A 19,778-nucleotide genomic window follows, 5' to 3' on the forward strand; every position below is an offset into this window, starting at 1 on the left:
AATTTGCGGGACACCCGCACCCGGTCGGACCGATAACCCGCTGCGCGATTGTCGGTCATCGGTCCTCCAACAATCTGCGGGACACCCGCACCCGGTCGGACCGATAACCCGCTGCGCGATTGTCGGTCATCTCTCCTCCAGTAATTTGCGGGACACCCGCACCCGGTCGGACCGATAACCCGCTGCGCGATTGTCGGTCATCGGTCCTCCCCTCCGTAGAAGACCCACCGGCGCGAGCTCCGGAACACCAGCACCGTGATGGCACCGACCGCGAGCAACAGCACCCACGCCATCGCCGAGGCGTAGCCCATCCGGAAGTCGGTGAACCCGCGCTGGTACAGGTACAGCGTGTACAGCAGCGTCGAATCGCTCGGGCCGCCGCGCCCGCTGCTGACCACGAACGCGCCGGTGAACGCCTGGAACGCGTGGATGGTCTCCAGCACCAGGTTGAACAGCAGCACCGGCGAAAGCATCGGCAAGGTGATCGAGAAGAACCGGCGGGCCGCACCCGCGCCGTCGAGTTCCGCCGCCTCGTACAGTTCCCTGGGCACCTGTTTGAGTCCCGCCAGGAAGATCACCATCGGTGCGCCGAACTGCCAGACCGCCAGCGCGACCACGGTCAGCAGGGCGTACTGCGGCTGGTCCACCCAGCCGCCGGTGTGGATGCCCAGCGCCGACAGCAGGCGATCGGCCGTCCCGTCCGTGGCGAACATCGCCCGCCACACCAGCGCGACGCTCACGCTCGCGCCCAGCAGCGACGGTGCGTAGAAGGCCGAACGGTACAGCCCGGTGCCCCGGCGCGCGCGGTTCAGCAGCATCGCCACCGCCAGTGCGAGCGCGAGTTTCAACGGCACCGACAGCACCACGTAGCGGACGGTCACCCCCACCGCGTGCCAGAACCGGTCGTCGGCGGTGAACAGGGTGACGTAGTTGCCGAACCCGATCCAGTTCGGCGGATCGAACAGGTCGTAGTCGGTGAACGACAGGTACAGCGAAGCGAGCATCGGGCCGATGGTCAGCAGCGCCACCCCGATCATCCACGGGGTCAGGAACACGTAGGCGGCCCCCTGCCGCCGCGTCCGCTTCCGGCGGGCGGCGGGTGTCGCGGCACGCCGGTCCGGTGGCGCCGCCGGGCTCAGCACGGACTGGGTCATCCTCGTCTCCCCTCGGGTGCGGCGACCGGTTCACCGGTGATCCGCCGCAGTGCCGCGGCGGCGTCCACGACCCCGCCGGTGGCGATGCTTTCGTTGGCGCACAGGCCGATCACGGCCGAGCGGATGCCGTCGCGCAGCCCGGCCGCCCGGCCGAGGGGGTCCGCGGCCGGTTCGTCGAGTACGTCGGCGAGCAGCCGAACGTCCCCTCCGCCGTGCGCACCGTCGACCGGCGGCAGCTCCACCCGGTACGGCCGGTTCCACTGTGGACGCACGGTGACGGTGGAGACCGGCGGCGGGATGTCCGGAGAGCCGGAAAGCCGGGCGGCCGCCTGTGCGCTGCCCGGACGGGCCCACTCGCTTTCCTGCACCACGAGTTCGAGCCTGCCCCCGGCACCGTTGAACGAGACCCGGTAGCCCTCCCACGGCGAGTAGGCGGTGAGGTGGTAGGTCAGGCTCGCCCCGGTGCGGAACCGGGCCACCACCGCAACATCGTCCTCTATGGATACTCCCGGATCGAAGGGGCTCAGGTCGCGGCGGTAGCCGCCGGGCGCGCCACCGTAGAGCCGCTCCAGCCGGGGTGAATCGGTGAGCTCCAGTGCGAACCGGCCGTCCCCGGTACCCGGCCGGTAGTGGAACAGGCGGCCTTCGGCGAAGACCCGGACCGGTTCGGCGTCGAGCCACCATGAGACCAGGTCGAAGTGGTGCGCCGACTTGTGCACCAGCAGGCCGCCCGAACGGCGCTTGTCCCGGTGCCAGCGCCGGAAGTAGTCGGCCCCGTGGTGGGTGTCCAGGCACCATTCGAAGTGGACGGATCCGATCTCGCCGATCACGCCGGAAGCCAGCAGTTCCTTGACCTTGGCGTGCACCGGGTTGTAGCGGTAGTTGAAGCCGACGCGGACCCGGCCCGCGCTCGCCCGCTCGGCCAGGAAGATGCGCCGCAGATCCTCCGCCGTGGTGGCCAGTGGCTTCTCCACCACGACGTCGCAGCCCGCCCCCAACGCCGCCACCACATACCCGGCATGGGTGGAGTCCGGCGTGCACACGACCACGGTCTCCGGCCGCACCCGGCGCAGCACGTCCGGGAAATCCCCGGCCGGATACTCCGGAACCGGCGGATACCCGGCCTCGGTGAGCCACTCGTTGTGCACCCGCATCCGCTGCCCCGTGGTGTCGCAGAACGCGGCGAGGCGGCCGCGGGCGGCCAGCCCGCGGACCCACAACTCGGCGCGGGAGCCCAGGCCCACCACCAGCGCCCCGCCCGTCACCCCGCCAGCCTTTCCGCCAGCGTCCGCACGTAGAAGTCCGTGACACGGCGGGAAACGGCAGCGTCGGGCACCACCGCGTCGAACCCGTGGAACGTCCCCGGCACGTCCTCGAGGATCACCTCGACCCCGGCCGCGGACAGCCGGTTCGCGTACTCGATCGCCTCGTCGCGCAGTGGATCCAGCTCCGCGACCACGATCATCGCCGGGGGCAGGCCGGACAGGTCCTCCGCCCGGGCGGGCGCGGCGTAGGCGTCGGGAGTCCGCCCCGCCAGGTAGGTCCGCCACATCACCACGTTCGACCGCGCGTCGAACACGGGAGCCGGCACGGTCTCCCTCGCCGAGGCGGTGGCACACCGGTCGTCCAGCACCGGATAGACGAGCAACTGGAAGGCCAGTGGCGGACCGCCCCGGTCACGCGCCTTCAACGCCACCCCGGCGGCCAGGCAACCGCCGGCGCTCGCCCCCGCGATCGCGATCCGGGCCGGATCCACGCCGAGATCGCCGGCGTGGGCGGCCACCCAGTCCAGCGCCGCCACGGAATCGTCGAGCCCGGCCGGGCACGGATGCTCCGGGGCCAGCCGGTAGTCGACGTTGACCACGAGGGCGCCGGCCTCGTCGCTGATCCGCGCGCACAGCGCGTCCGTGGCGTCGAGGTCACCGAGGATGAAGGCCCCGCCGTGCAGCCAGACCACCGCGGGGATCCCGTCGCGGCCGCGCGGCCGGTACAGCCGTACCGGTACCGGTACGTCGCCGTCGAGCCTCCGCTCGGTCACCTCCAGCCGGTCGCGCCCGGGGTAGGCCGGGCGCGCGGCGTGCCGCTCGCGGTTGAGCGCGCGCGCCGCGGCGGGATCGGCGAGGTTGCCCGGCGGCAGATCCACTGCCGCCGCGGCGAGTTCGGGATCCAGGAGGACGGAGTAGGTCATCGGTTTCGGCTCCTGTCGCTACTGACTCAACGACTGCTGGGCGGACTGCACGACCCGTGCCGCGCCGTCGGCGACACCGACCCGGCCGAAGATCACGTCGTCGTAGGTGCGCTGGAAGTCCCGTTTGACCGCGGCCGATCCGCTCGGCCACAGCCCGGTGGCCGAGCCGATCCGCCCGGCGACGGACTTCTCGTAGTCGCACACCGCCTTGTCGCCGCCCTGCGCCGCCCCGCAGACCGCGTCGCGGGTCTGGGTGTTGGGCGGCAGGCCCCTGGTGGTGCCGAGGATCCGGCCCGCGTCGGGGTCGTTGGTGAGGAAGTCCAGCAGCTTCACCGCGGCGTCCTTGTGCGCGGACCGCTGGGTCACCGCGAAGGTCACCGGCGGCATCGCGGCCATGCCGGACTCCGCACCGTCACTGGGCAGCGAGGCCGCCTTGACACCGGGACCGAAGGAGGACAGGTAGGCGGTCAGGCTGGAGTCGTAGTTGATTTCCGAGGCCGACTTCTTCGTCACCATGCCCGAGTTCTGCATGGAACCGTCCATTTTGGTCGTCGCGGCCGGTGCGGTCGCCGCACCGCGCTGGCGGAGACCGCCGGTGAGGTTCCAGAACTGCTCGAGGTCGGCCGCGGTGAAACCCACCTTGCCGTCGTCGGTGTAGAGCTTCTTGCCGTTCTGGTGCAGCCAGACCTCGAACCAGTCGATCGCCCAGCCGAAGTCGGTGGTGCCCGCGGTGCCGGTGGCGCCGATCCTGGCCATCGCGTCGCCGAACTGCTGCCAGGTCCAGCCCTGCCCGGCGGCGGGCGCGCTCACCCCGGCCTTGGCGAAGGCGTCCGGGTCGTAGGCCAGCATCTGCGTGGTCTGCCCGCCCGGGATCGCGTACTGCCTGCCGTCGATCTTGCCCCCGGCGAGCAGGGCGGGCGGCACGCTCGCGGTGGCGAGCTGCTTGCCCAGGTAGGAGTCGAGCTCGGCCAGCGCGTGCCGATGTTCGTATTCGCCCAGGGTGGCGCGGTCCAGCTGGATCAGGTCCGGCGCGGCACCGCCCGCCACCTGCGTGGACAGCTTCTGGAAATAGGCGTCGTAGGCGGCGTACTCGGTGTCGACCTTGATGCCGGGGTTTTTCTCCATGAACTTCTGCACGGCCGCCTTCGTGGCGTTCGCCCGGTCCTGGTTGCCCCACCAGACGAACCGGATGGTCGTGTCGCCGCCACTGCCGCTGCCACAGGCCGCCAGCGCGCCGGCGGAGGCCAGCGCGATCACCGCGACGAGGCCTCTCACCGCCATCCGGGAGAGCCGTCCGCTCATCGCTTTCTCCTTCCAGGGCGGCCGTCCCGAGGCCGGCTACCGGATCTTCGTTGAATCGGTTCAAGACACCGTAGGTGGCCGCCATCACGTCGTCAACCCTTGTCGGCAACACTACGCAAAGTAGCTGCCTGACCTGCGGGAACACGCTTTCCCGCCACGCCTCGCAGGCAGCCTCCGGTCCGCCGAGGGTAACCACAGGATCCCGGGTTTGGAAAGCGCTTTCCACAACCACTCTCCGAGGTCGGGGCGCACGGGGTACGCACTTGACAAGGTTCTCGAGGGAGGGATTGAATCGCTTCACTGCCGCCCGTCGACCCCGCGGCAGTCCTCGCGTCCGACCGTTCGTTCTCCCTTCCCGCCCCGGATCCGGGGCGGGTGAATTCGGTGTGCGCCCGATCCGCCCGGAGGCCAAAGATGTCCCCGAAATCCCCCTTGAGCAGGCGCGGCTTCCTCGGCGGCATGTCCGCCGCGGCCGCCGCCGCGGCACTTTCCCAGCTCGGCCAGGCGACCGCCGCCGCCGAGGACGGCAAGGTCCCCCCGGCCGCTCCCGGCCCCGTCGATCTGCACTGGCTCGACGGCACCCCCGCCGCCAGCACGGGCAGCGCGTTCGGTGTGCCCTGGCCGAAGGGCACGCTGGCGAAGGAAACCACCCTCAGCCTCGTCGCCGCCGATGGAACAGCCGTTCCGGTCCAGTCCTGGCCGCTCGCCTTCTGGCCCGACGGTTCGGTGAAGTGGTCCGGGCACGCCGTCTCTTCCCGCCCGCGCGCGGACAGCTTCCGGCTCCAGGCGGGCACTCCCGCCGCGCCCGCGGTGCCGGTCACCGTGCAGCGCTCCGACACGGAGGTCACGCTCTCCAACGGCACCGTCGAGGTCCGCGTCGCCACCGGCGGTCCCGTGGTGATCCGCGCGCTGAGCCGGGGTTCGCGGCTCACCGCGCAGGACGGCACGCTCGTGCTCCTGCTCCAGGACCAGCCCGACGATGCCGCCGACAGCGCTTCGCCGCGCCGCGAGGAGTGGGTGGGCATTGTGGAGGACGTGGAGGTCGAGCAATCCGGGCCGGTCCGCGCGGTGCTGAAGGTGACCGGGCGCTACCGGCGCGACCGCGGCCAGGACAAGGGCGGGCCAGCGATCCTGCCGTGGACGCTGCGGATCTACCTCGCCGAGGGTGGCGAATCGATCCGGCTGGTGCACAGTTTCCTTTGGGACGCCGACGAAAACCACACCTTCGTGCGGGGGCTGGGACTGCGGCTGTCCGTCCCCATGACCGACGAGCCGCACAACCGGCACCTGCGCTTCGGCACCGCCTCGGGCGGGGTGTGGGGCGAACCGGTGCGCGTGCTGACCGGGTTGCGGCGCGACCCGGGAGCCGCCGTGCGCAAGGCGCAGATCGACGGCACCGCCACCCCGCCCGTCGCCCAGTGGAGCCAGCAGGTCCGCGACGGCTACCAGCAGCTCGCGCTGTGGAACGATTTCACGCTGTTCCAGGAATCGGCACGCCATTTCGCGGTCTGGAAACGCACCGGCGGCACCGCCTGCTGGCTCAAGCACGCCGGACGCGGCGACCGGGCGGCGGGCTTCGGCTACGCCGGCGGTGTCAGCGGCGGACTGGGCTTCGGCATGCGGGACTTCTGGCAGCGGTTCCCCCGTTCCCTCGACGTCCGGAACGCGGCCGCCGGCATCGCCACCGTGACCCTGTGGTCGTACTCGCCGCTCGCCCCGGCCATGGACCTGCGGACCTACGACTCGGTCGCGCACGGGCTGAACCTGTCCTATGAGGACGTCCAGGACGGGTTCGCCACTCCGCAGGGCATGGTGCGTTCGACGGAGATGACATTGTGGGCGATGGCTTCGACACCGTCACGGGACACCGTCGCGGCGCTCTCGGCCACGCAGACCGCACCCCCGCAGATCGTGGCCGCCCCGCAGACCTACCACGGCGCCGGCGTGTTCGGCCGGTGGAGCCTTCCCGACCGCGGCACTCCCGCCCGCGCCAGGCTCGAGGACTCGATCGCGCAGGACGTGGCCTTCTACGCGGGGCAGGTCGATCAGCGCGAGTGGTACGGCTTCTGGAACTACGGCGACATCATGCACACCTACGACGCCGACCGCCACGAATGGCGTTACGACGTGGGCGGGTACGCCTGGGACAACGCCGAACTGGGCAGCGACGCTATGCTGTGGTACGCGTTCCTGCGCTCGGGAGACCCCCGCGCCTTCCGGCTCGCGAGAGCGATGACGCAACACGTGTCCGAAGTGGACACCCACCATAGTGGTCGCTTCGCGGGTCTCGGCTCGCGGCACGCGGTGGTGCACTGGGGCGACGGCGCCAAGGAAGCGCGCGTGGGAGAGTCGTTCACCAAGCGGTTCTGCTACTACCTCACCGCCGACGAGTTGCTCGGCGAGCTGATCCGGTCGTCCCTGCGGGCCGACGAAACGCTGCGCACCATCGACCCGCTGCGCGAGGTGCTGCCGCCGCAGACCGTCGCCCCCGCGCGGGTGCGCATCGGCCCGGACTGGTACGCGCTGGTGAGCAACTGGATGACCGAATGGGAGCGCACCGGCGATCCGCGGTGGCGCGACCGCATCGTCACCGGCATGCGCGACATCGCCGCCTTCCCGGCCGGGCTGTTCACCGGCGAGGCGGGCGGGGCGGTGGGCTTCGATCCCGCGACCGGGCACCTGGTCAACCTCGGCAAGGGCGATTTCGACGGCGGGTACAACCTGGCGATGGCGTTCCTGGGCGAGCAGATCCTCTGGGAGGCGCTCGACCTGGTCGACGTGCCCGATTTCCGGCAGACCTACCTGGACTTCGCGCGCTACGTCCAGGCCCCCTCGGCGGACAAGATCGCGCGCTACGGCCGCGACTTCAACCCGGGAGTGTTCAAGACGATCTACTCGCGCGTCACGGCCTGGGCCGGGGAACAGTTGAACGACCCGGTGCTGCGCAAGCGGGGCTGGGACCAGTTCACCTCCGACCCCGCCGGTCAGCCCTGGCCCGCGCCGGTGCAGGCGGGCGGCACCGCCGTCGCGAGCGCGGTGCAGGAGATCCCGAAGGGCGACTTCGCCACCAACGACGCCGCGCAACGCACCCTGGCGATCATCTCACTGCTGGCGATCGCCCCCCAGGAAGCACCCTGACACGCTCCCCTTCCGGAGTGCTCGAGCGGGGCCTGTCTGCTCCGAATCATTCGAAGCAAACAGGCCCCGCTGCACGCACGGCCGAGCCGCTGCGCGAGGCGAGAGGTGTCAGGACTGGCTGCGCGTCCAGGTTTCGACCACGGTGCCGAGGACGGACAGCGGCAGGTTGCCCCCGCCGAGCACGACGTCGTGGAAGTCCCGGATGTCGAACTTCCCGCCCAGCGCCCGTTCCGCCTCGCCCCGGATCCGCTGGATCTCCAGGCGCCCCACCATGTACGACAGCGCCTGGCCCGGGCAACCCGCGTAGCGGTCGATCTCGGCCTCGATCTCCATCGGGGCCATCGGCGTGTGGTCGGTGAGGTAGTCCACCGCCTGCTGACGGCTCCAGCCCAGGGCGTGCAGACCGGTGTCGACCACCAGGCGGCCCGCCCGCATCGAGTCCTGGGTCAGCATGCCCAGCCTGGCCAGATCGGAGGTGTACAGGCCCATCTCGTCGGCGAGCCGTTCCGCGTAGAGGCCCCAGCCTTCGACGAAGGCGTTGACGTCGGCGATGCGGCGCAGCAGCGGGAGCCCGGACAGCCCCTGGGCGAGCGAGATCTGGAAGTGGTGCCCCGGCACGGCTTCGTGGTAGGCGATGGCCTCGGCCGTGTGCCGGAATCGTTGTTCCGCCTGGAAGGTGTTGGCATAGTAGGTGCCGGGGCGCGACCCGTCCAGCGCGGGTTCGATGTAGTACGCGATGGTGCCGCCGTCGGCGTCGCTCTCCGGCACGGCCCTGACTTCGCACCGCTGCTCCGGCACGGTGCGGAACCAGCGGGGGGCCATCTCCTCGGCCCGACGGATCGCCGTCCTCGCCGAGGCGAGCAGTTCTTCACCGCTGGTCCAGCGCAGCGCCGGGTCTGTCCGCAGCCGGTGGAAGATCTCCGGCAGTTCACTGGTGCCGAACACCCGCGAGCCGAGTTCCCGGTACTCTTCCGCCAGCGATTCGATCAGCTCCAGGCCGGTGTCGTGCAGTTCCCGTGCGCCGCGGCCGGTAGTGGTGTGCACCCGGATCAGGCCCTGGTAGCGCTGCTCACCCCCGGGCTGCCAGCACAGTCCCGCCCGTTCCGCGGGCAGGGCCCGCGGTTTCACCTCCGTGGCCAGGAAGTCCCGGTAGCGGCGCAGCGCCTGGTAGACCATGCCGGTGAGCAGCCGATCCCGCTCGTCCGCGAACCCGGGCACGTCGGCGTCGAGCCGCAACGGGCCCGCCGCCCGGTCGGCCAGAAAGCGGTCGAAATAGGCGATGCCCATGTCCACCAGGAAGCCCGGCGGCACCAGTTCCCCGCGCTGCCGCTCGATCACGTGGTCCACAAAGGACGGCAGCGCGGCCAGCCGGGCGAGGAAGCCCCGGGCCCGGTCCGGATCGGTCGGTTTCGCCAGCGGGAGTTCCAGCAGCACGCGCTGCACGGGCGCGTCGAAGGAATCGCTGACCAGGAACTCGGGCAGCCGCGCGTCGAGCAGGTCGACCGCCGCCTGGGCCTGCTGGATCACCACCTGCCGCGTCACCGCGTCGCCCTCGGCCCCGGCCGCGCGCTCCGCCAGTTCCCGGTAGCGGGCCCGCAGCCGCCGCTCGGCCTCCGGGCCGAGGTCCGGCAGCCGGTCGTGCTCGCCGGGCAGCCCGAGGACGGACGCACGCACCGGGTTCGCTTCGAAGGCGAGCCCGAGGAGCTCCTCGGCGAGCTCGTCGATCACGAAGCCACGCTCCGCACCCAGTCCTCGACCACGGCGTCGAGCACCGACATCGGCAGGGCGCCACCGCCGAGCACCACGTCGTGGAAGGCGCGGATGTCGAACTTCTCGCCGAGCGCGTCGGCGGCCTTCCGCCGGATCCGCAGGATTTCCAGGCGCCCCACCATGTAGGACAGCGCCTGCCCCGGATAGGCGATGTAGCGGTCGACCTCGGACTCGATCTCCACCTTCGGCATCGGTGTGTGCTCGGTGAGGTAGTCCACGGCCTGCTGCCTGCTCCAGCCCTTGGCGTGCAGCCCGGTGTCGACCACCAGCCTGCCCGCGCGCATCGAGTCCACGGTGAGCATGCCCAGCAGGGCGAGGTCGCCGGAGTACAGGCCCATCTCGTGCGCGAGGCGCTCGGTGTAGAGCCCCCACCCCTCGGTGTAGGCGTTGAACTCGCCGATCCGGTGCAGCAGCGGGAGATCGGTCAGCCCGAGCTGGGTGGACAGCTGGAAGTGGTGCCCGGGAATGGCCTCGTGGAAGGCGATCACCTCGGCGGTGTGCCGGAACCGTTCGGAGACCTGGTGGGTGTTGGCGAAGTAGGTGCCGGGCCGGGATCCGTCCATGGCGGGCGGCAGGTAGTAGGCGGCGGACGCGCCCGGTGCCTCGGCGGCCGGGACCGGCTCCACCACCCACGAATGCGGCGGAATGCGGCCGAACCAGCGCGGCGCGGCCTCGGCGGCGCGCTCGATCGCCGACCGTGCCGTGTCCAGCAACTCGTCGGCGTCCTTCCAGCGCAGTTCGGGATCGGTGCGCAGGCGCTCGAAGATCTCCGGCAGTGCGCTGGTGCCGAAGACCCGCGAGCCGATCTCGGCGTACTCCCGGGCGAGGTCGTCGATGAGGCGCAGCCCGGTCTCGTGCAGTTCTTCGGGGGTCCGGTCGGTCGTGGTGTGTGCGCGCGCCGCGGCGGCGTACATCTCCTCGCCCCCGGGCAGCCAGCACAGCCCCGGCTTGTCCAGCGGGCGGCCGTGCGGCGCGATCTCGCGTTCCAGGACGTCGCGGTAGGCGGCGAAGGCCGGGCGGACCACGTGCTCGACCAGTTCGGCACGCCGGGCGGTGAGCTCCTCGGACGGCAGGACCTGGCGCAGCAGCGGGTCGGCGGCGGGATCTGCGGCACCCGCGAGATAGCGGTCCAGGTGCGCGATCGCGGCGGCCACCAGATGCGCCACGGGTACCCGCCCGGCGGCCACTCCGGCGCGATGACGGTCGGCGGCCTGCTCCAGGTGCCGCGGGATCGCGGCGAGCCGTCCGAGCTGCCGCTCGGCCTGCTCGGGGGTGGTCACGCCGACCATCGGCAGGATCGTCAGCAGACTGACCGCGGGCGCGATGAACAGGTCGGTCACGGTGTACTCGGCGGAGTGCGTGGCGAGCCGGTCGAGGATGCCGCGCGCCTGGGCCACCAGTACGTCGCGGGTCACCCGGTCCTGCGCCGTTTCCGGCTCCAGCTCCTCGGCCCGGCGGACGAACTCCTGCAGCGTCGCGCGCTGCTCCTCCTCCGCGGCTTCGGTGAGCTCGGCGAGCCCCTCCCGGTCGGAGTCGATCCCCAGCACGGCGGGCCACAACGGTTCGGCGTCGAAAAGCGCTTCCACGAACTCGTCGGCCAGTTCGGCAACCTCGGTCATGGCGCCAGCCTAGAGCGCGGGACGGCCTTGCCGCCGGGGTTTTCCCCGGGCCGCGGCGGTTCGCCACGCCCCAGCGGGCACCACATGAGTCCCGCGCCCGGGGGCACGCGGTAGCGTTCCGGGTTGTGGCCGTGACCGATCCCGTGGATGCCCGCCTGCTCGCCGCGCTGGCCGACCTGGGCAAGGCCGCCGTACACGAACTCGCGGCCCGGGTCGGGATGGACCCGCGCGAGGTCGCCTACCGGCTCGTCGCGCTCTCCGGCAGTGGGTTGCCGCTGCTGGTGGGCGTGGAAAGCGATCCGAACGGCCTGCGCGCGGCGCTCGCGGGCGGCTGGTCCCGGCCCGGGCAGCCCCCTCCCCCCGCCCCGGCTCCCACGCCGCCTCCCACCCCCGCTCCCGGGCCAGGGGTGGCGGGAGTGCCGTCGGGCGCCTATGGCGTGCCTTCCGGGGTTTACGGCGTGCCCTCGGGCCGCTATCCGGCGCACGGGGCCGGGCAACCGGTGCAGGGCGTGCCGTCGGGCCGCTACCCCGCTCCCCTGCCCGCACGGCCACCGGCACCGCAGGCGCCACCCGCCGTCCAGCGTCCGCAGCCACCCGCCCCCCTCGACCCGGTGATCAGCACCTGGGGCCCGCCGCAGACCGCGTCCTGGGCCCGCGGTGACCAGCGCGCCGCCCCGTCCGGCCCGGTGCGGCGGACGGGCCGGATCGGCGAGGCGCTGAACACCCAGGGTCTCGAGGGTGAGCAGCTGTCGGTGCAGTTGCTGGAGGTGCAGGATCCGGCGGACTTCCTGTTCGCCGCCGCGGGCTACCGGCTGGAGGAGGGCGAGCGGGCCATCGTGGTGCACACCGAGATCACCAACCGCGGCGCCATCCCGTTCGTGTCCCTGCCGGACAACTACCTCGAACTGCTCACCGCCGAGGGCAGGGCGATCACGAAGGCCCCGGTCTCCCTGACCTCCCGGCCGCCGCACAAGATCGGGGTGCAGCCGGGCGAGACCGCCGGGGGGCACACCGTCTACGTGGTCCCCGAAGCCACCCGCGTGGTCTCGCTGCGCTGGAGCCCCCGCCCCGAACCCGACGAGCGCACGCTCACCTGGTCCCTGGACGACTGACCCCCGGCCGGGGCCGTGGCGAGAGCCGTGAAGGGCCCCTTCACGGCCAACGGCCGTACGTCGTCCCAGTGTTGGGTGCCCTGAAGGTGGCCTTGAGGGTCATAAACGCCCTCAACGCCACCTTGGGGCAGGTCCCGCTTGGAGGAACGCCGCCCCTGTCCGGCCGCTGCCGGCCAACGGCCGTACGGGTCAGGAGTCGGCGCGGAGGATGTCCAGTGCGTGCTTGAGGTCGTCCGGGTAGTCGGCCTCGAACTGCACCCACCGCCCGTCGGCGGGGTGCGCGAAGCCGAGGGTGCGGGCGTGCAGCCACTGCCTCGACAGGCCGAGCCTGCGCGACAGCACGGGATCGGCGCCGTAGGTGAGGTCGCCCACGCAGGGATGCCGCACCGCGGCGAAGTGCACCCGGATCTGGTGGGTGCGGCCGGTCTCCAGCTTGATGGCCACCAGCGAGGCCGCGCGGAACGCTTCGACCACCTCGTAGTGCGTGACGCTGGGACGGCCCCCCGCGACCACGGCGAACTTGTAGTCGTGGCGGGGATGGCGGTCGATCGGCGCGTCGATGGTGCCGCGGGTCGGGTCCGGATGGCCCTGCACGACGGCGTGGTAGCCCTTGTCCACGGTGCGTTCCTTGAACGCGCGCTTGAGCACGGTGTAGGCGTGCTCGCTCTTGGCCACCACCATCACCCCGGTGGTCCCGGCGTCCAGCCGGTGCACCACGCCCTGCCGCTCCGCGGCACCGGAGGTGGAGATGCGCAGCCCGGCGGCGGCCAGCCCGCCGACCACGGTGGGCCCGGTCCAGCCCGGGCTGGGGTGCACCGCCACGCCGACCGGCTTGGACACCACCACGATGTCGTCGTCGTCGTGGAGGATGCGCAGGCCCTCGACGGGCTCCGCGACCACCTGGACGTGGTTCTCCGGCTCCGGCAGCGTGACCTCGAGCAGCCCGCCCGCGGTCAGCCGGTCGGACTTGCCCGCCGGGTGCCCGTCGAGCAGCACCTCACCGGCTTCGGCGAGTTCGGCCACCACCGTCCGGGACAGCCCCAGCAGCTTGGCGAGCCCGGCGTCCACGCGCATCCCGTCGAGCCCGTCGGGGACGGGCAGCATCCGCGCCGTCATTTGCGGCCCCGGACGGTTCCGTCGTAGTCGCGGCCCAGCACCGACAGCAGCACGATCAGGGCGCCGCCCACGCAGATGCACGAATCCGCCACGTTGAACACCGGGAAGGCCTCGGCGTTGGGGGCGAACACGGAGATGAAGTCGACCACGTGCCCGCGCAGCGGGCCCGGCGCGCGGAAGAGGCGGTCGATCAGGTTGCCCAGTGCGCCGGCGAGCACCAGGCCGAGCCCGACCGCCCAGCCCGCCGAGCGCAGGCGACCGGCGAACCAGATGAGGGTGCCCACCACGGCGATCGCCACCAGCGCCAGCACCCAGGTCATCCCGGTGGCCATGGAGAAGGCCGCACCGGGGTTACGGACGAGCTGGAGGTAGACCAGGCCGCCGAGGAGCTTCACCGGCTCCCGTCCCTCCAAATTGGACACGACGAGGACCTTGGTGAGGATGTCGAGCGCGACCGCCGCAAGGGCGACGGCGGCGAGCAGACCCACCCGCCGCTTCGGCGCCTGCGGGGCCGGTTCCTCCCCGGAGCTGGTCTCGGGCTGCGATCGGTTTTCGGTGCTCACCCGGACCATTGTCCACGCCGGGCCGTCCGCCCTGCTCACCCGGCCAGGAACGGGGGCAGCGGGCGCGGGTCCGGCACGGGCGCCCAGCGCCCGGCGGGGCGGCCGTAGGTCCAGCGGGCACCCCGCGCGACGATCTGCCGCAGCGCCAGCACCAGCCGGTCGATGTGCTCTTCGGTGGTGCCCAGGCCCAGGCTCACCCGCACCGCCTGCGCGCCCTGCCCGGCCAGCCTGCGGGTGGCGATGTGCGCGCAGAACGCGCCGTCCCGCACACCGATGCCGTATTCGGCCGACAGCACCGCCGACAGCCAGCCCGGTTCGAAGCCGTCGAGGGTGAAGCTCACGGTACCGGTCCGGTCACTCTCGTCGTCGAACAACCGCAGTTCGGCCAGCCCCGGCACGGCGGCCAGCCCGGCCCGCAGGCGCTCCAGCAGCGCGTGCTCGTGCGCCTCCAACGCGTCCCAGTGCGCCCCGAGCTGCTCGCAGGCGACCGCGAGGGCATGGACGCCGACGATGTTGGGTGAACCGGCCTCGTGCCGTTCCGGGCCGGTGTGCCAGGTGACGCCGACCCCGGTCTCGTGCCGGGTGACGGCCTTGGTGGCGCCGCCACCGGCCAGATACGGCGTGGCGGCGCGCAGCCAGTCGGCGCGGCCGATCAGGGCGCCCGCCCCGAACGGCGCGTACAGCTTGTGGCCCGACAGCACGACGTAGTCGACGTCGAGGCCGGTCAGCGAGATCGGGCGGTGCGGGGCGAGCTGCGCCGCGTCCAGTGCGGTGCGGGCGCCGTGCCGCCGGGCGACCGCGGCGATCTCGGCCACCGGCAGGGTTTCCCCGGTCACGTTCGACGCGCCGGTCAGCACCACCAGCCGCGGCCCGGCCGGGCAGCCCGCCAGCGCCCGCTCCACCGCGGCGACGGCCGCGAGCCGGGTGCGTGGCGCCGGGATGCGGACCACGTTCGGGCCGCGCCACGGCAGCAGCGCCGCATGGTGCTCGGTGTCGAACAGCACCACCGAGGTGTGCCGGGGCAGGGCGCGCGCCAACAGGTTCAGGGCGTCGGTGGTGTTGCGGGTGAAGATCACGGTGTCCCGGTCGCGCGCGCCGGCGAACTTCCGCAGCACCTCCCGTGCCCGCTCATAGACCCTTGTGGACACTTGCGAGGCGAAACCGGCGCCGCGGTGGGCACTGGCGTACCACGGCAGGAAGGCGTCCACGGCGTCGCGGACCGCGGCCAGGCACGGCGCGCTGGCCGCGTGGTCGAGATTGGCGTAGCCGGTCTCTCCCCCGGTCACCAGCGGGACGCGGGTGCCCAGCACGGCCGGGATGTCCTGCCGGACACGGATTTCGGTGCTGTCGATGGTGCTGCCGACGGTGAGCGTCACGACGTCTCCTGGACGACCCAGGGACCCCGGGGGGTCCGCGCTTGCCCGCCGCACCGCGCGGCGGACCAGGTCCTCACCCGGGGCACCCCACCGCGGTAGGAGGGTTGCCGGCCAGCGAGCCGGGGCTTCGCGCTGGCACTCATGACCTGTGGGCAGCCTAGCCGAATGGGCCGGGACGAGGCGACCGGCGACCGGATGGTGGGACGGCGGTCAGCGGCCCGATTCGCCGCGCCAGCGCGCCAGCGGGCCCGCCCGGTCCACCGCGCGCAGCCGCCGCTCGGCGGTTTCGAGCGCCGATTCGGTGGCCACCACCAGCAACTGGTCGCCCTCCTGCAGCCGGGTGGTCCGCTGCGGGGTGAAGCTCTTCCCGTCGCGCACGATCAGGCTCAGCGACGCCCCCGCGGGCAGGCGCAGCTCGGTGAGGTAGACGCCGTGCAGCCGGGATCCCCGCTGGATGCGGACCTGCAGCAGCGCCGCCTGGAGCTCGTCCAACGCCGCGGAGTCCACCTCGATCTCCTTCGGCTCGGTCTCGGCGGACAGGCCGAGCACCCCCGCCAGCCTGCTCAGCGTCGTGCCCTGCACCAGGGTGAGCACGACGACCAGCACGAACACCGCGTCCACCAGCCGCTCCGCGTCCGGCAGGCCGAGGGCGAGCGGGATCATGGCGAGCACGATGGGCACCGCCCCGCGCAGTCCCGCCCAGGACAGGAACACCTGCTCCCGCCAGGGAACGCGGAACGGCAGTTGCGACACCAGCACCGACAGCGGCCGGGCGAGCAGCAGCACCACCGCGCCCGCCACCAGGCCCGGCACCACCGCGTACAGCAGGCGTTCCGGGGTGGCAAACAGGCCGAGCAGCACGAACAGCCCGATCTGCGCGAGCCAGCCCATGCCCTCGGCGAAGGACACCGTGTCGGAACGGTGCGGCAGGCGGGCGTTGCCCAGGATCAGCGCGGCGACGTAGGTGGCGAGCAGTCCCGACGCGTGGGCGAACTGGCCGCAGGCGTAGGCGACCACGCACATCGCGACCGTCGCGAGTGGATAGAGACCGGTGGCGGGCAATGCGGCGCGCCGCAGGGCCCACGCCCCCAGCCAGCCCAGTGCCGCCCCCACCGCGAGACCGGCCAGTAGTTCGTAGACCACCAGCAGGGGCAGCGTCCAGTCCAGCCGCGAACCCTCGGCGAGCACGACCACGGCGATGTAGGCCGGGGCGTCGTTGAGGCCGGACTCGATCTCCAGCGCGCCCACCAGCCGCCGCCGGATGCCGAGCGTGCGCAGCACCGAGAACACGGCGGCCGAGTCGGTGGAGGCGAGCACGGCACCCCACAGCAGAGCCATGCGCCAGTCCAGGCCCAGCAGCCAGTGCAGTGCCGCCCCGGTGATCGCCACGCTCAACCCAACGGCCACAGTGGACAGAGCGATTCCCTGCGCCAGCGCGGGTTTGACCGACGACCAGCGTGTGGTCAGGCCGCCTTCGGTGAGGATCAGCACCAGTGCGGCGAGTCCGAGCGACTGGGTCAGCGTGGGATCGGTGAGCTGGATACCGAAACCGGCCTTGCCGAGCAGCACCCCGAGCAGCAGGTAGAGCAGCAGCGAGGGAAGGCCGACCCGGGTGGAGAGCCGGACCGCGAGCACGGAGGCCAGCAACACGGCCGCGCCCAGCCCCAGCACGACCGGAAGTTCCGCCACCGCACCTCCCCTGCCGACCCGCCTCCCTTCAAGGATAAGGGTTCGGCAATACGTCCCGGATTCGGCCCGGGCGCGCCGGAAAGACCGCCATCGGCCGTCCGAAGTGGTCAGCTCCGGCGAAGGGAGTCCAGCAGCTCACCCAGTCCGGGCGGCGCGTCGGCCAGTTCGATCAGCTTCTCGCGCGCGCGTTCACCGCGTACCACCACGATGTCGCGGCTGCGCACGCCCAAGGCCTTGGCCAGCACCTTGCACACCGCCTCGTTGGCCTTGCCCTCCACCGCGGGTGCCTTCACCGACACGATCAGCGCACCGCCGTGTTCCCCGCCGACCGCATCCCGTTTCGCACCCGGTTTCACGCGGATCGTGAAGCGCATCAGGCGGTCACCGCCCCGGCGAGCACCGTTTCCCCGACACCGAGGCGGGCGAACGGCCCGGTCCGGCGGAGGACGATCGCGCGGTGCGGTTTCCGGTCCAGCCAGCCCTCGGCCACGGCGTGGCCGAGCAGCGCCGCTCCCAGCGCCCCGCCGAAGTGCTCACGGCGCTCTGTCCAATCCAGACACTCCCGCAGCAGCGGCCGGTCCCGGGGCGCGGGCACCGGCACGCCCAGCTCCGCCAGCACCTCGCGCCCCCGCGCGGTCAGCGTCAACCCGGAAGCGAGATCGACCAGCCCAGTGCGCAGCATGCCGTCGCGGACGGCCACCCCCAGTGCACCGGCGAGATGGTCGTAGCAGGTGCGCGCGAACGACAGCCTGCGCGCCCGCACCGACTCGCGCAGGCCCTGCACCGGCCTTCGTTCGGCGTGCTGCGCCAGCTGCTCGATGAGCTCGGCCACCTGCGGGTCGGTGATCCGCACGTAGCTGTGCCGTCCCTGGCGGGCCCCCGTGACGAAACCGGCGTCCCGCAACCGCGTGACGTGCTCGCTCGCCGTGGACGGACTGATCCCGGCCGCCTTGGCCAGCTCCCCCACGGTCCAGGCGCGGCCGTCGAGCAGGGCCAGGCACATCGTGGCCCTGCTCTGGTCGGCGAGCACGGCGGCGACCTCGGCCAGGGCGAGGGTGTTCATGCTCTTACCGTAGGGCAGCTTTGTTTCGGCCGTCGCCGACACGGTGCGCTTGTGGGCACTGCGGTGGGCCTGGCCGGGGATTCAGCCGAGCCGGGACAGGAAGGACGCCGAGGCCGCCACCGCCGGTTTGGACGAGTTGGTGCCCAGCAGCAGCACCGCGAACGCGACATCGTCCCGGTAACCGGCGAACCAGCCGTTCGCGCCGCTGCCGTCGCCGAACTGCGCCGTCCCCGTCTTGCCGAAAACCCGGCCACTGCCCTGAAGGGCGGTGGCCGTGCCGTTCGTGACGACCTCGCGCATCATCGACCGCAGCGCGCCGACGACGGCGTCCGGCGGCCCCTGGTAACCGGTGTTGACCGTGGTGGCGCGGTCGTGCCACAGCTTCGGCGTGACCGCCTTGCCCGCGGCCACGGTGGCCGCCATCAGTGCCAGCCCGAGCGGGCTGGCCTGCACGGTGCCCTGGCCGATGGCGTCCTCGACCTGGGCGGCGGAGTCCCGCGCCGCGACCACCTTGCCCAGTTCGGTGTCGATCCCGGGAATGGTGAAGTCGGCGTTGAGGCCGAACTGGTCCGCCGCGCGGGCCAGTGCGTCGGCGGACAGCCCCGAGGCCAGCTGGGCGAAGGTGGTGTTGCAGGAATGCGCGAAGGCCGAGTGCAGCGGCAGCGGGGCGAAGGAGAACTCGTCGTCGTTGGGGATCCTCCGCTGCCCGATCTGGGCGCTGCCGGGGCAGGGCAGGACGGTGTCCGCGGTGGCCGCGCCCCGTTCCAGTGCCGCGGCCGCGGTGACGATCTTGAAGGTGGATCCGGGCGCGTAGAGCCCGCTGAGCGCGGTGGGGGCACCCCCGGCCGCACCGTTCTGCGCGACGGCGAGGAGATCTCCGGTGGAGGGCTGGATCGCCACCAGCATCGCCGGGGCACCCTGGGCGTCCACGGCGGCCTGCGCGGCGGCCTGGACGGCGGTGCTCAGCGTCGAGACCAGCGGCCCCTGGACCGGTTGTCCCTCGCTGTACAGGGTTTTTTCGGTGCCGTCCGCCTGCTCGAGCAGCACGGCCCAGCCCTGGGCCGCCTCCCCGGCGACCCGGGCCATCCCGGGGGCCAGCAGGGGCGCGACGGCGGCGCCGTTGGGCTTGGCCCCGTCGGACTGCCAGGTCAGCAACGGTTTGCCGTCGCGGTCGGCCACCGCGGTGCCCCCGCCCGAGGAGTGCACCGCGAACCGCTCGCCGGGGCCGAGTTCCGGATGGATCAACGACGGGACGAAATGCACCTTCCAGCCGTCCCCGGCGCGGACCAGCGACAGGGTGCTGTCGTAGGTCCACACCCGGGACGAGCCGAGCGTCCAGCTCACCTTGAAGGTGGCGCTGCTGCCGGAAACCTGCCGCAGCGTGATCTTGACGGCGGTCCCGCCGAGCGCGGAGGAGGCGGCCTGCAACGCGACGGCAGCGCCACCGGGATCGTCGGTCAGCGCCCCGGCCGCCCCGGTGTCGTTTCCGGCCCACGCCCGCAGGAAGGCGGCCGCGACCTCGGACGGGTCGGCCGCGGCGGTGGTGGCCCGGACGTCCGTGGTGCCACCGGCCGCATCGCCGCTCCCGCCGCCGCGCAGCACGAGCACCGCGGCCACCATGATGGCGACCACGGCGATCGCGCCGCCGGCGAGAACCGTTTTCCGGACCACCGGACGCATGATCAACC

The 19,778-nt window shown here is 72.3% G+C and carries 15 protein-coding genes and 1 riboswitch; of the genes, 2 read left to right on the forward strand and 13 right to left on the reverse strand.

The features are described from left to right. Positions 1-197: 197 nt before the first annotated feature. From ORV05_RS21815 to ORV05_RS21830, 4 genes are read right to left on the reverse strand one after another with little or no spacing between them, the layout of a single operon-like run. Positions 198-1,154: a carbohydrate ABC transporter permease gene (locus ORV05_RS21815; protein ID WP_268753873.1), complete on the reverse strand. Its 957-nt coding sequence runs from the start codon at positions 1,152-1,154 to the stop codon at positions 198-200. After that, positions 1,151-2,419 (reverse strand): Gfo/Idh/MocA family protein, encoded by a 1,269-nt coding sequence (locus ORV05_RS21820; RefSeq protein ID WP_268753874.1) that lies wholly within the window; start codon positions 2,417-2,419, stop codon positions 1,151-1,153. Before ORV05_RS21820 ends, ORV05_RS21815 begins: the two co-directional genes overlap by 4 nt. Then, the gene (locus ORV05_RS21825; protein ID WP_268753875.1) at positions 2,416-3,342 is read right to left on the reverse strand and encodes an alpha/beta hydrolase; all 927 of its coding nucleotides are present in this window, start codon (positions 3,340-3,342) and stop codon (positions 2,416-2,418) included. The genes ORV05_RS21820 and ORV05_RS21825 overlap by 4 nt, the downstream gene beginning before the upstream one ends. Positions 3,343-3,360: 18 nt before the next feature. Further along, entirely contained in the window at positions 3,361-4,644 is a 1,284-nt protein-coding gene (locus ORV05_RS21830) for an ABC transporter substrate-binding protein (RefSeq protein ID WP_268753876.1), read from the reverse strand. 414 nt (positions 4,645-5,058) lie between these two features. Between ORV05_RS21830 and ORV05_RS21835 the strand changes: the two genes are divergently transcribed. Then, positions 5,059-7,782, forward strand: coding sequence for an exo-rhamnogalacturonan lyase family protein (locus ORV05_RS21835; protein WP_268753877.1), 2,724 nt, complete (start codon positions 5,059-5,061; stop codon positions 7,780-7,782). A gap of 108 nt (positions 7,783-7,890) precedes the next feature. On the opposite strand, the gene ORV05_RS21840 is transcribed toward ORV05_RS21835, so the two are convergent. Together ORV05_RS21840 and ORV05_RS21845 are read right to left on the reverse strand one after the other, a co-directional pair. Continuing rightward, on the reverse strand, positions 7,891-9,507 hold the full coding sequence (locus ORV05_RS21840; RefSeq protein ID WP_407652790.1) for a DUF885 domain-containing protein: 1,617 nt from the start codon (positions 9,505-9,507) through the stop codon (positions 7,891-7,893). Continuing rightward, positions 9,507-11,171: a DUF885 domain-containing protein gene (locus ORV05_RS21845; protein ID WP_268753879.1), complete on the reverse strand. Its 1,665-nt coding sequence runs from the start codon at positions 11,169-11,171 to the stop codon at positions 9,507-9,509. The genes ORV05_RS21840 and ORV05_RS21845 overlap by 1 nt, the downstream gene beginning before the upstream one ends. A gap of 125 nt (positions 11,172-11,296) precedes the next feature. Here ORV05_RS21845 and ORV05_RS21850 point away from each other — a divergent pair, with 125 nt between their 5' ends. Continuing rightward, positions 11,297-12,283 (forward strand): AsnC family protein, encoded by a 987-nt coding sequence (locus ORV05_RS21850; RefSeq protein ID WP_268753880.1) that lies wholly within the window; start codon positions 11,297-11,299, stop codon positions 12,281-12,283. 189 nt (positions 12,284-12,472) lie between these two features. Here the strand turns inward: ORV05_RS21850 and ORV05_RS21855 are convergent, their stop codons facing one another. From ORV05_RS21855 to ORV05_RS21885, 7 genes are all read right to left on the reverse strand, one after another. Next, on the reverse strand, positions 12,473-13,399 hold the full coding sequence (locus ORV05_RS21855; protein WP_268753881.1) for an RluA family pseudouridine synthase: 927 nt from the start codon (positions 13,397-13,399) through the stop codon (positions 12,473-12,475). Next, the gene (gene lspA / locus ORV05_RS21860) at positions 13,396-13,971 is read right to left on the reverse strand and encodes a signal peptidase II (protein WP_407652791.1); all 576 of its coding nucleotides are present in this window, start codon (positions 13,969-13,971) and stop codon (positions 13,396-13,398) included. Before lspA ends, ORV05_RS21855 begins: the two co-directional genes overlap by 4 nt. Before the next feature lie 26 nt (positions 13,972-13,997). Next, on the reverse strand, positions 13,998-15,338 hold the full coding sequence (locus ORV05_RS21865; protein WP_407652528.1) for an aminotransferase class V-fold PLP-dependent enzyme: 1,341 nt from the start codon (positions 15,336-15,338) through the stop codon (positions 13,998-14,000). Between the two features lie 32 nt (positions 15,339-15,370). Then, positions 15,371-15,485: riboswitch (SAM riboswitch) on the reverse strand. A 63-nt stretch (positions 15,486-15,548) separates the two neighbouring features. Further along, positions 15,549-17,027, reverse strand: coding sequence for a potassium/proton antiporter (locus tag ORV05_RS21870; protein WP_268753883.1), 1,479 nt, complete (start codon positions 17,025-17,027; stop codon positions 15,549-15,551). A gap of 107 nt (positions 17,028-17,134) precedes the next feature. Further along, entirely contained in the window at positions 17,135-17,401 is a 267-nt protein-coding gene (locus ORV05_RS21875) for a DUF167 domain-containing protein (protein ID WP_268753884.1), read from the reverse strand. After that, positions 17,401-18,090 (reverse strand): ArsR/SmtB family transcription factor, encoded by a 690-nt coding sequence (locus tag ORV05_RS21880; RefSeq protein WP_268753885.1) that lies wholly within the window; start codon positions 18,088-18,090, stop codon positions 17,401-17,403. The genes ORV05_RS21875 and ORV05_RS21880 overlap by 1 nt, the downstream gene beginning before the upstream one ends. Positions 18,091-18,171: 81 nt before the next feature. Continuing rightward, the gene (locus ORV05_RS21885) at positions 18,172-19,770 is read right to left on the reverse strand and encodes a penicillin-binding transpeptidase domain-containing protein (RefSeq protein ID WP_268753886.1); all 1,599 of its coding nucleotides are present in this window, start codon (positions 19,768-19,770) and stop codon (positions 18,172-18,174) included. Positions 19,771-19,778: the final 8 nt, after the last annotated feature.

The sequence above is a fragment of the Amycolatopsis cynarae genome (assembly GCF_026802195.1).
Classification (GTDB): Bacteria; Actinomycetota; Actinomycetes; order Mycobacteriales; family Pseudonocardiaceae; genus Amycolatopsis_E; species Amycolatopsis_E rhizosphaerae.